Raw genomic sequence first — 12,202 nt, 5'->3', positions numbered from 1 at the left:
ATAAGCTATCTTCGGCAGTTTTTAAATTATCTTTAACATCTTTTTGCTTTTGTGCCAATGTCACGTAAGCAGGGTCGGTGGGGTTAGTAACCCGCAACGATTGCATGATTTTTTCTTGCGTAAACGAGCTGTTCACCAACGATTTTAATAACTCGCGCAATTGCCGGGCATCAACAGCGTTTTGGCTTTCTTGCCCCTCGGCCTCATCGCTTTGCATTTTATCTGCAAGCTGCTTCATTTGCTGGGCCGCCTGCTGCTGCGATTTTGATGCCTGCTGGCGTTCATTCTTTTTTAACGCGTCCGAACTTTTGTTCATTTGCTCGTCAATGGCCTGTTTTTCGTTTTCCGGATTTTTGAAATCCTGCTTGTTGCCATTTTTCTCATTTTCTTTTTGCAGGTCATCTAACGATTTTTTGATGTTATCAAATTGCTCGTTAAGCTTTTGCTGCTGCTGCAGGTCCTTATCGCTATTACCGGCTTTTTGGGTTTGGTCGGCCAGCTTTTTCTGGTCTTCAGACAGTTGGTTTAACTGATTGATATTTTGATTAAGCTTTTGTTCAAAATCAAGCTTCTTGTACAATTCCAGGATCCGGTCAAGTTCTTTCTTTAGCGATTTATTGTCCATTTGCATATTAGACAACTCATCGCGGGTGCTATCTTTTTGATTTTCCTGGAGTAATTGCTGCAGTTTTTGCAGTAATTCTTTGGTTTTATCATCTAGCACATTGTTAAACAGGTTTTCTATCTGCTTCTGCAGATCCATCAGCTCCTGTGTCTGCTTTTGGTTTTCTTGCCGGTTGTACAGGTTCTTTTTATTATCGTCTTGTATATCTTTTACCAGATCTTCCAGGTCCTTGCGTTTTTGCAGCAGCTCTTCTACCTGTTTTTTCTCATCGAAAGAAAGATTGTTTTTATCTAATAATGACTGATTTAACTTCTGCGCGCTTTTCTCTATCTGCGCGGCCAGGTTCACTGCCGATTGCATTTTCTCTTTCACCGCCTGCGAGCCGGCATTTAATTCCTCGGCTAATTGGGCAGCATCGGGTAGGTTTAATGTACGCTCGGGTGTGCGTGCTGTTTTAGGGCCGGCAACACCATCGTTATCTGCAACCTCAAAATAATAAACAACCGCATCGCCGGGTTTTATGCCCAGCTCTTTCAAATTCCAAAAATAAAAGAAATCTGATTGCGTAGCTGCCAGATCTGCCTTTACCGCTTTGGTAACCGGGCGCTCGGCACCCTTGCCAACGGTTTTGTAGTGGAATGTTAGTGATGAAAAACCATGATCATCTTGTATGCGGCCATTAAAGTAAAAGGCTTTCATACTTACCGAATCGGGTTTCTCCTGCACCTCAATGGCCGGCGCTTCATCATCTACTACATTAATACGATAGCTGGCCGAATCGCTGCGCTTAACCGCATTATTTAGCGGACTAACATTATACGCCGTACTTTTTAAGATCCGTTCGTGGTGTTCAAACAGGTCATCATTAGATGGTTGGATCGTTTTATTGCTGCCATCTATTTTAAACAAGAGCGCTGTAGTATTTTGTGTGTGAAATTTCCAGTTAACGGTTGTTCCTGAGGGCAGGGTTAAGTCGCCGGCATTGGCTACCGTCTCATTTTTTTTGTGGAGATAGGCAGGGTAATTCAGTTCGGCATCAAAATGCAGCAGAACGGGTTTCAGGTTAACTTTTATCTGGTAAGGTACAGATGTAAACCCATTTCCAGATAGCCTGAACGTTGTATTTTGCTGCAAATTGGTAAACAGGTAATGAAACCTGCTGATATTATCTTTATCAAGTTTAAAGGTGGTATTGGCTGTTTCCACATAAACGTCGCCGGGTAACTTATCGCCTGTTAGTTTCAAATCAAGCTTATAATCTTCGCCCTGCACTGCAGATAAATTTTTATTCAGCAGCACAAACTGGAAAGGTGCAACCGGTGCAAAATATTCGTTATGGTGAATAAGCCTTTTGGTACTTTCTGTTAATACCGATGGCGCCGCGAAAGCAATAATGCAAATAACAGCCGCGGGCTGGATAACCCACTTCAGGTACTTGCTATTTTCACGAATGTTTACGGCTGATGGGAAACTTATAGGCCTTAATGTTTCTATTTTTTGGTTGATGCTGGCCTCTATCAGCTCGCGGTGTTCTGCGTTCTCTGTGGCTTGTTTTTTTAGCTGCAGGGTATTCAGCAACTTATCGTGTACATCGTTAAAGTGCCGGCCAATGATTTCTGCTGCCTGGTCATGCGTTAACGTTTTACCCAATTTTAATTGCGCTAAAAGCGGGGGCAAAACCAGCCAAACTATCAACCCTAAATTAAGCAGTATGAAAAAGTAAAAAAGAATGGTACGCAGCAGGGTATTAAAATTGCCAAAATATTCGCTCAATGTGATAACAACATAAGCAGAAAATAAGCCCGCACCTAAAAATATCAGCCCGCGTAACAGGTTATTATAATGATACTTACGGATGAAGGTGTTGATCTTTTCTATCAACAAATTATAATTTTCGGCGGAGGTCATATTGAGTTAAGCTACCAACATACGCAATAAACGAAATTAATACATTAATTAATATGCATAAAGGGTGTTTTCCACTTAATTTGGGTCGAAAACAAAGAGAACGGGTAATGTTTGACCTGTGAATGACAGGGTACCGTAAATTAATTATTACAAAGCAGTAAAAAACAATTCCAGATTGATTTTTGTCGTTGAGTAAGTATACAATGAATATCACCACGTTTAAAGCATTCAACAGCCGTAATTATCGTTTATATTTTGCCGGGCAATCCATTTCCCTAATTGGTACCTGGATGCAAAAAACAGCTGTAAGCTGGGTAATCTACACCCTTACGCACTCTACCTTCATGCTGGGCCTCACGCTTTTCGCCAGTCAGTTTCCATCGTTTTTATTATCGCTTTTTGGGGGAGTGGTATCTGACAGGTATAACCGTTACCGGGTATTGCTTACCACACAGGTAGCATCTATGATACAGGCAACCCTGCTGGCCATATTGATATTAATGAAACACTATGCTGTTTGGGAAATATTGACGTTAAGTGTTGTGCTGGGAATCATCAACGCGTTTGATGTACCGGCAAGGCAATCATTGGTATACGAAATGATTGGGGACAAAAAGGACCTGCCCAATGCACTGGCGCTCAATTCATCTATGGTAAACCTTTCGCGGTTAATTGGGCCTGGTATTGCCGGCTTTATCTTAGAATACTGGGGCGACGGCGCCTGCTTCGCACTAAACGCGGCAAGCTTTATAGCCGTAATAGGTTCGCTGTTAATGATGCGGTTACCTAAATATGTAAAAACGGCACACGTGAAAAATGTATTCGGCGAGCTAAAAGAGGGCTTTGCTTACCTTAAAGCTACGCCATCTATTTCCTATGTGATATTAATGTTGGGGCTTATTAGTTTGCTGGTACTCCCTTTTAGCACACTGATACCCTACTACGCCAGCGAGGTGTTTAAAGGCAATGCCACTACGTTTGGCGTTATTGACAGCGTAATTGGCCTTGGCGCATTTAGCGGGGCAATATTTTTGGCATCGTTAAAGGCCGGGAATAATCTAAAAAAGATACTAAGCGTTAACACGCTGATATTTGGGGTTGGTTTGGTGTTATTCTCGCATGAAAACACATATGCACTGGCGTTAGTATTTGCTACGATTGCCGGTTTCGGGATGATGTCGCAGATCACGATAAGCAATACACTTATACAAACTACCGTAGAACCCGGAATGCGGGGGCGCGTAATAAGCTTTTACGCTATGGCCTTTTTCGGGCTGCAGCCTATTGGTGGTTTATTAGTTGGCTCGGTATCTAAATGGATAGGCGCGCCTGATACTATTTTGTGCGAAGGAATAGCCGCCCTGCTCATTGGGGTGCTGCACATGCGTTATTTGCGAAAAGAAAAACTGAAACAGCGACATAACGTAATGGCGGTTGAAGAACCGCATTTGCAGGCGGTTTAACCCAATATAAACCGTGAAATAACGGGTTGCGGAAACGTTTTTTACTCTTATTTTAGGGGATGCTTTACGAAATTAACCTCCCCGCGGAATTAAGGGGTAAAATTGAAGAACACATAATAACGCTTGACCACTTGCCCTGTGTTGTTATTGTGCATGATCTGAAAGAAAGAGTAGTGGTTTACATGTCTGAAAGGGGCCTGCGCCAATTGGGTACCACAATGGAGGAAATATGTTCTATTTCATACGATGAGTATCATAACCGATACTTTAACCGCGAAGACGCGGAAGATTATGTACCGAAGATTATGGGGTTGCTGGAAAGGAACAACGATGATGAATCCCTTTCTTTTTTTCAGCAGGTAAAGTTTCCTGGTAACGATGATTGGAGCTGGCACCTATCAAGCACAAAGATATTCATGCGTGATGATGCCGGTAAACCAAGTTTAACCATAACCATTTCTATACCTATTGATGCTATGCACCATATGACAGCTAAAGCAGAACGGCTACTGGAAGAGAACAATTTTTTACGCCGGAACTTTAAGAGCTACTCCAAACTAACCAAGCGCGAAAAAGAAGTACTCACCCAGATAGCATTAGGCAAAAGCGCTGCAGAAATAGCGAAAGAGTTATTCATTTCTGTTACCACTGCCGAAACCCATAGGAAGAATATTAAACAAAAACTAAACGCCAGCACCTACGAACTGATGCAGTATGCACGAGCGTTTGATTTAATTTAGTGATAAAATAGTTCCACGGGGAACCTTTTTATTTTTTATGCCAGTTATTATATTTGTAACCCAACTTCGGGATGTAGCGTAGCCCGGTATCGCGTCAGCATGGGGTGCTGGAGGTCGTGGGTTCGAATCCCGCCATCCCGACTTGAGCATATTTGAAAGGTTTATTAACCAATTGGATATGCTTTTTGCATTTATATCCCTTAATAATATTAAGTGTATTTAACTATACTTTCATAAAGTGGCAAATCCTCATTCGTTCCAGCTATCTTAATGCTTCCACTTGTTTCTCCTAACATATAAAAGTTATCACTCATATTAGTAGGCTTATTTACACGTACGCAAAAGGCTGCTAAGTCGCCGGGAGCATGCCAGCATTCAACCCATTCCACAGGCAACACCAACATATTGTGTAGCTGCCCTTAAGCTAAAGTGTGTAATTTTTTGTGCCAGATTTCACACTTTTCACCTTTGTTTGCTTATTCAAGGTGTCCATGTTATCTTTAAACACTGAAAACCAGTTATATGGCGCCACACAATAAATAAAAATGCCTATGGATCCTTTTAACTCAAAATTTATATTAAATGAAAAAAGGTGGCTTTGGATCGACTACGATAAAGGCATTAGTATTCTTCTGGTTGGGTATGGGCATGCTCTTGCCACCTTGCAAGGCCACGGGCTGGATTTAAGCAGTTATCCGTTTTTCAACTACATTGGGACATTTTTTTATGGCTTCCGGATGCCGTTGTTCTTTATAGTATCAGGACTGCTTGTTGGCAGAAGCCTTAATAAAAAGGGGCTTGGCAATTATATAAGTAACCGTACAAATAATATTTTATACCCCTTGCTTGTATGGGGCATTATTGAGATCACATTTCAGATCATAGCCGCACGGTTTACACAATTAACCATTGATCATAGGGTAGGCCCTTCAAAATATCTTAAATTGCTCACTGATCCGCGTGATACGGGGCATTTCTGGTACCTCAACGCCTTGTTTTGCATCGGGGTGATTTACGCCTTTTTGAGATCGGTGTTTAAGCTGAAACCTTGGTTACAGGTAATATTGGGTCTAATTCTTTTTTCGATATCTGCGTATATCCATATTAATGATCTGTCCGCAGGCTTTTTAACTGATGTTTTTGGATACTATATATTTTTCGCCCTGGGCGATCTTATTTCAACGGTAATGCTGGATGAAAAGAACATACAACGATTTTCATCGTGGAAAATATTTGTCCCCTTACTGGTGCTTTTTTTAATTATCCAATATTATTTTACCGAAATAAACCTAAGGCCAAGTGCTCACGGGAACAATTTTGTAGAGCGGAAAATGCCATTCTTTTTCCTGATTGAAGCATTGGTTGGATGCGCAATATCCATCAACTTTTCTTTCTTACTTCAAAAACATCAACTTTTTACGTGGATAAGAATAGTAGGGTATCATTCCTTGTTCATATACTGTATGCAGATGATCGTAATGAATTTTGCCCGCATCTTTTTCGGCAGCATTTTACATATTGGCCATGCACCAACACTTATTCTTTTAGTTTGGTCTTCTGGTATTGTGCTGCCTGTATTCTTTTATAACTTTTGTTTAAAGTATAATTTATGGTGGCTATACACCTTTAGAAAACCAAAAAGAGAGGTGGAGTACATGCAGTCTACCAGGGGTGTTAGGTTGGAATTAAGTTCAAATAAGAATCCCATATAGCTTTATAGAGATGTTCAGACTGTACCTTTGAAGGAGGAAGCTTGAAAGGATAATCCCCCATCCGGACAATTAAAATTAATAAAACAAAAAAAAGGCCGGCTCAAATGAGCCGGCCTTTTCACATAAGTACTATTTTATTATTGTGTTGGTTTCTCAGGAGCTTTTCCTATCAGGTCCATAAACTGATCCAGCTTAGGTGTGATGATAATTTGTGTACGCCTGTTTTTTAGTTTACCGGCTGCGGTATTATTATCAGCTATAGGGTTATACTCACCACGGCCACCTGCGGTTAAGCGTTTGGGGTCAACCTGGTAATTGTTTTGCAATGCCTGCACCACAGAAGATGCCCTTAATGCGCTCAAATCCCAGTTATTGCGAATGTTCTTTTGTGAAATAGGAACATTATCGGTATTACCTTCAATCAGCACATCATAGGTATTGTAATCTTTAATGATCTTGGCAATTTTGGTAAGGGTTTGCCCCGCTTTATCAGAAATTTCGTAACTGCCAGATTTGTACAGCATGTTATCCGATAGCGAAATATAAACAACGCCTTTTAATACCTGCACATCAACATCCTGCATTTCCTGCTGACTTAATGATCTGGTCAAATTGTTAGTTAACACCATGTTAAGCGAATCGCTTTTGTTTTTGGCATTCACTAATTGCTGAATGTACTTGTTAGAGCTGTTTATCTCGTCAACCAGTTTAGAGATGTTAACATTACCCTGGCCGCTCGAGGTTAAACATTTGTCAAGGGCAGATTGTAATTGTTTGTTATTGGCCCGTTCTGATGATAATTGTTCATCAAGGCTTTTTATCCTGTCGGTTGCTACTGCAAAGTTTCTTTCGGTAAGCAGATATCTGCCACGCATTTCGCGGGTGTTACTATCCAGTTTATCGTAATTGGCTTGCAGTTCTTTGTATTTTTTATTGCTTACACAACTCGAGGCTGCTATTGCTACAATAAAAAGCATCGGCATAAATATTTTGAGTTTCATAAATATAAATTTGGTTAAAAAATTAATTGTTAATCACTTAACCAGAGATAGAGCAGAAAGTTTTAAATGGACAAGGAGCCACCCCATTTATCATTAAACGTATGGCTTACGAACGATACGTTTATTCATTCTGTTAATAAAAAGCCTCATCAGCTGGCGATTCCTGCTCTTGCTCATCATCCTTCTCCATGTCTATAACCGTTTCGGTGTTAATCATCCTGCGGTTTTTAGGCGGCACGGGTGCAATACCTGTAAGCGACACTCCCCCGGCCGCTAATAATAAAAACAACACCAGCCCGCAAAGCCTCAGTATCTTTTTGAACCTTTTCATCCATACAAATAAGCGCCCGTTACGCATATAGCATACCAGGCCGTTAAAACTAAACCAGTAATTGTTGGGTTGGGGCTTATGCCCTGTAGTGTGGCTGCTGCGCCGGTTCTGTAGCGTGAGGAGTGTTCGTGTAACTTCGGAAAACTATTTGCCTATTGGGTATGGCAAGGCTAATTAAATGCAGGTGCTGCGTGGCAACAAACCGGTCAAAAACAATCAGAGTAGCAGCAAAAGTATTTTCACTGCTTAAAAATGGATCTTGAATTTTATAGAGCTGATGAGCCGCGCTTTTATAACTTATGGATCTTCTGGCAATGTGTCCGTTTGGCAAAACCAGTTCAGATTGTGTAAGCAGGCTGTTTTGCTGCGCGATTTTTGCCGCCCCCGAAAATGTAAACAGGCTAAGCAACAAGGCCAAAAAAAGAATGCCTTTTTTTGCTTTGCATTTAGTACTGATATGTAGCCCTTGCTTATTCAATACATAAAGGTATGAATTTACTTCGGGTAACATTATCGCTAAAAATTTGCGGATGAATATCGGAGTTGATACCTTGCCACATTAAGTATAGTTAGTGGCACAGGACACCGCAAGGCCTACATGGAATGTGGGTGAGGTTAAATAATTGAAAAAGAGATTAAAGGTTATGGTAAACGATATTGCGACAGGGACAGGTTCATTATTGATAAATTTAAAATGCCCGGGATGCGGTGCAGAGTACGACGCATCGTTAATAAATACTTTTTGCGCCAATGATGATTGCAAAAGCACATTATTTGCACAGTACGATCTGAACCAACTCCTTGATAAAGCTATTCTGAAAGACCGCCCTGCAAGTATGTGGCGTTACCGGGAACTGCTGCCGGTTATCGACCCTGAAAACATTGTTACTATGGGTGAAGGCTTTACCCCTATTATACCCATACAAAACCTTAAACAGTTTACCGAGGGCAATGAGGTTTTCTGGAAGAATGAAGCGGGTAACCCAACCGGATCATTCAAAGCCCGGGGAATAGGCATGGCAGTATCAAAAGCGAAAGAGCTGGGCATACAAGTTATTGCCACACCAACCGCCGGCAATGCGGGCGGGGCCTTAGCCGCTTATGCAGCCAGAGGGGGTATAAAAGCGGTTGTTTACATGCCAAAACTTACCCCACAGGTTTTTAAAGATGAATGCCGCTTGTATGGTGCGCAACTGGTAGAGATTGATGGCAATATTGCCGATTGCGGTAAATTGGTAGCAGAAGGAGCCGAAGAAAAAGGCTGGTTCCAGATCTCGACACTAAAAGAGCCCTACCGGCTGGAGGGCAAAAAAACGATGGGCTTTGAAATTGCCGAGCAGTTTAACTGGCAACTGCCAGATGTGGTATTATACCCAACAGGCGGCGGCACCGGGCTTATCGGTATCTGGAAAGCGTTTGACGAACTGGAACAATTAGGCTGGATAGGCAGCAAGCGCCCGCGCATGGTGGCTGTACAATCCGAAAGCTGCAATGGCATAGTTACCGCGTTTAACGGCGGCCATAACAACGCCGAATTTGTTGATGGAGGCTTTACCATTGCCAACGGCTTGCGCGTGCCAAAATCATTTGCTGATAAGGTGATCTTAAAAGTGCTTCGCGATAGCAAAGGAATAGCGTTATCAATCAGCGATAGCGAAATGAACACCGCGGTAAAAGAAATTGCCCGCCACGAAGGGATGCTGATTGCACCAGAGGGCGCAGCGTTATGGCAGGCCTACAAAAAACTCAAACTATCCGGATGGATACAATCCGGCGAAACCATTGTATTGGTGAATACAGGCAGCGGATACAAATACCTCGAGAATATCGAGATCTAAACAGGTATTAAGTTCTTGGTAACTATATATCAGTTGGGACAAGAAAAATAGGTGGCTATTTCTGTTAAAACCATTTTTGAAAAAAGGCATGCTAACTTTATGAGGATACTTTTCACCTATAAAAGCTACAGTTGTTAGCACAAAAGACGAATTATTTTAGCACTGTGGTTGTGTTTTGGCATTATTTTTAGATATATTTGTAATGACGCTTTAAGCTGTGTCCATTTGGCGAGAATACTGATTACCTGAAATGGGGGATTAAGAATTTGTACCGCACTATCAGCCTAAGGCGTTTTTTTGTGCGTTTATATTTAAAGAATATAAAAAATGCCCATCGTTTTGGTGTCTTACATAACACCATACTTCATATTCGCTGTCTTTGATTTCAACCATAACTTTAAACAAAAGCACTGATAGAATAAATGTTCTATTTTTCTTATCGTGCTGTTGCTCTACAAAAGTTGCGTTTTTTAAAATAGGTTGAAGGTTACACAAAGCAAAAGACTTAATGCCACCTATTTTTGAAACCATTTTTTCTATCCCGGCCTTATTAAAGGCTATAGATAGGCCAGTATCGTCGTTTATAACGGATTTACCAACTAATATAATTTTAAGGTGCGTAGCAATATCGCTTCTAAATTCAGAGTGGCTATCATAATCTCTTCGATCAAAGTGCTGATGTATTAATTTTATAACCACAAAAAAGCCTCGGTTTATGGAGGCTTAATATAGATATTACTTTTCTTCTTTTTTTAGTTTAGTATTTACAGCAATATTAATCATCTGCTCTAAAGTACCCTCAAACTTCACCTTTTCTTTGTACTTCTCAGTCCCAAACGTTTTTTATTGCTTTTGTTTTTGGTTGCGCCACCTACGTACGTTTCGTCAATCTCTACTGTGCCCTATAACTCCTTGCCCATCCCATTTGCTTCATCCCCAGTCAGAAAATTTACGAGTGGTCTCAAAGACACCAATTTCAAACTCTTTTTTGGAAGATTTGCAGTTAATTATTGATATTTTAGATTAAGAAGGATGATTTCAAATATCTCGGGCGAGACATATTTCAAACTCTTATTGTTGACTTTAGGTATTTTGCACTTCCATTATGCCTTTATTTTAACTCATATTCAATTTTAATGACAATTCTTGGCAGTGCAAATTTTTTGTCATCTAATGCTGTATATTTAACAGTTGTTGGAAGAGCATACTTGCCTACAGTCGAGAATTCGGCAAGGTAAAGTTCATCATAGGTTGAATGGCCCTTAGCCGTGTAACCGTGAATGATCAACTTACCATGAATATTTTGGGCTTGCTTAGTTCCAGGATCGAATACTACCTCAATATCCTTTAAATAATGTTTTATATTTTCTAATGTACTTTTAATCTGAGTACGATTACCATTCACAATAGTGGTATCCTTAACCGAAAAAATGGGAAAATTAGTTACATCTCCAATTTGCTTACTTGTTGATGCTAAATAAATGGCTGTATCAATTTCTGTTCTTGGATATTTGTTTTTGACTTGGCCAAGACTATCGTATGCAAAAACTGTAGTTGTAATTGTACGCTTACGGACATTTGCCAACGCCCATTTCTGATAATCATATAGGGGCTCAATTGGTTCTATTTTTTTATATAACAGATCTGAAGAAATGTTATTGGTTAAATCCATTTTTATCAATTCAACAACAGCGCTTTTTAACTTCTTATAGGGCTCTATGGGCACATAGTATCCCCATATCTGAATTATTTTACCAACTACCTCCTTGCCTTTCTCAGTCTGAAAAATAGACATATGTTCGAAAAAAGCACCTCGAATATTAACCTTGTCAATATTTTTTTCGATTTCTCGATTGGAGTTCTGCACATGTAAATTAAAATAAGCAGGCATCTTTGCCTTTTCAGGGTTTCCAATTAATGCATAGCTTTTTAGGAGATTACCGTTCTTGATTAATTGAAAAATATAAAGGGTGTCATTGTGAAGAGCATAAGAGAGCAAATCGTTTTTTGTTTTGTTATCCTTGCTATCAAAGTCTGGATATTTTTCTATTAGCTTCTTAAATGGGTCTTTAAAAATTACATTTATGGAATACCCATCTAAATTAAATTTGTCTACAACAGAGAAATTAGACTGTGCTCGGGCAGTTGCAGAAATTGCAACATAAAAGAGAATAAGAAATATGGAGTGTTTCAAAATCGTTATTTTAGATAAAGATAAGATATTATCTAAACTAGAAGCCTTCAGATATTCATCCAAAGGCTTCTAGTTTTGTGGAGATGATGGGAATCGAACCCACTATTCAGGAAATGACTTTGTAAAGCCTCTAATGCAAAGAAAATCTATAAAAGTCAAACGTCCAGTAAAATCCCTTGTCCCAATTGATATATAATTGCCAGTTTCTTTTCTTAAGCACAACCCGGAATTAATACCCGGTTTGTCTCCTTATACCCCTTAATTTGTCGCGTTTACGCCCTTCTTAATCAACTTATTGGCTGCATTTTTGTACCTGTATACATCAACCAACTAACGGAAGGACAATTATGGCTTCAGAAAATGATTTATCTGCCAATCAGCAGGAAATAA

10 protein-coding genes and 1 tRNA gene are annotated in these 12,202 nt (G+C 40.1%); 5 read left to right on the top strand and 6 right to left on the bottom strand.

The window, feature by feature from the left end; translation table 11 throughout:
- Window positions 1-2,533 (bottom strand): DUF4175 family protein (locus JWQ85_RS09430; RefSeq protein ID WP_299467253.1); only part of this gene is annotated, 2,533 nt, incomplete at its 3' end.
- A 203-nt stretch (window positions 2,534-2,736) separates the two neighbouring features.
- On the opposite strand from JWQ85_RS09430, the gene JWQ85_RS09425 reads away from it, so the two are divergent.
- The 4 genes from JWQ85_RS09425 to JWQ85_RS09410 all read left to right on the top strand — a co-directional run bounded on the left by JWQ85_RS09425 (window position 2,737) and on the right by JWQ85_RS09410 (window position 6,448).
- Window positions 2,737-3,996, top strand: coding sequence for an MFS transporter (locus JWQ85_RS09425; protein ID WP_299467251.1), 1,260 nt, complete (start codon window positions 2,737-2,739; stop codon window positions 3,994-3,996).
- A 59-nt stretch (window positions 3,997-4,055) separates the two neighbouring features.
- Window positions 4,056-4,736 carry a response regulator transcription factor gene (locus tag JWQ85_RS09420; RefSeq protein WP_299467249.1) on the top strand — a complete coding sequence of 227 codons (681 nt, stop codon included), beginning with the start codon at window positions 4,056-4,058 and terminating at the stop codon, window positions 4,734-4,736.
- A gap of 67 nt (window positions 4,737-4,803) precedes the next feature.
- Window positions 4,804-4,877: transfer RNA gene (locus JWQ85_RS09415), tRNA-Pro, on the top strand.
- A gap of 410 nt (window positions 4,878-5,287) precedes the next feature.
- Window positions 5,288-6,448, top strand: coding sequence for an acyltransferase (locus tag JWQ85_RS09410; protein ID WP_299467247.1), 1,161 nt, complete (start codon window positions 5,288-5,290; stop codon window positions 6,446-6,448).
- A 137-nt stretch (window positions 6,449-6,585) separates the two neighbouring features.
- On the opposite strand, the gene JWQ85_RS09405 is transcribed toward JWQ85_RS09410, so the two are convergent.
- The 3 genes from JWQ85_RS09405 to JWQ85_RS09395 all read right to left on the bottom strand — a co-directional run bounded on the left by JWQ85_RS09405 (window position 6,586) and on the right by JWQ85_RS09395 (window position 8,291).
- Window positions 6,586-7,449, bottom strand: coding sequence for a flagellar motor protein MotB (locus JWQ85_RS09405; protein ID WP_299467245.1), 864 nt, complete (start codon window positions 7,447-7,449; stop codon window positions 6,586-6,588).
- A 133-nt stretch (window positions 7,450-7,582) separates the two neighbouring features.
- Window positions 7,583-7,807, bottom strand: a complete 225-nt coding sequence (locus JWQ85_RS09400) for a hypothetical protein (protein WP_299467243.1) — start codon at window positions 7,805-7,807, stop codon at window positions 7,583-7,585.
- A 49-nt stretch (window positions 7,808-7,856) separates the two neighbouring features.
- Window positions 7,857-8,291, bottom strand: a complete 435-nt coding sequence (locus JWQ85_RS09395; RefSeq protein WP_299467242.1) for a hypothetical protein — start codon at window positions 8,289-8,291, stop codon at window positions 7,857-7,859.
- Between the two features lie 112 nt (window positions 8,292-8,403).
- On the opposite strand from JWQ85_RS09395, the gene JWQ85_RS09390 reads away from it, so the two are divergent.
- Window positions 8,404-9,618 (top strand): threonine synthase, encoded by a 1,215-nt coding sequence (locus JWQ85_RS09390; RefSeq protein ID WP_299467240.1) that lies wholly within the window; start codon window positions 8,404-8,406, stop codon window positions 9,616-9,618.
- A gap of 279 nt (window positions 9,619-9,897) precedes the next feature.
- Here the strand turns inward: JWQ85_RS09390 and JWQ85_RS09385 are convergent, their stop codons facing one another.
- Entirely contained in the window at window positions 9,898-10,317 is a 420-nt protein-coding gene (locus JWQ85_RS09385; RefSeq protein WP_299467238.1) for a hypothetical protein, read from the bottom strand.
- A gap of 412 nt (window positions 10,318-10,729) precedes the next feature.
- A complete protein-coding gene (locus tag JWQ85_RS09380; protein ID WP_299467236.1) occupies window positions 10,730-11,875 on the bottom strand; it encodes a hypothetical protein in 1,146 nt (381 codons plus the stop codon).
- Window positions 11,876-12,202 lie beyond the last annotated feature (327 nt).

It is taken from the genome of Mucilaginibacter sp., assembly GCF_028288105.1.
In the GTDB taxonomy this organism is placed as follows: domain Bacteria; phylum Bacteroidota; class Bacteroidia; order Sphingobacteriales; family Sphingobacteriaceae; genus Mucilaginibacter.
This window is presented reverse-complemented; position numbering and strand designations above follow the sequence as displayed.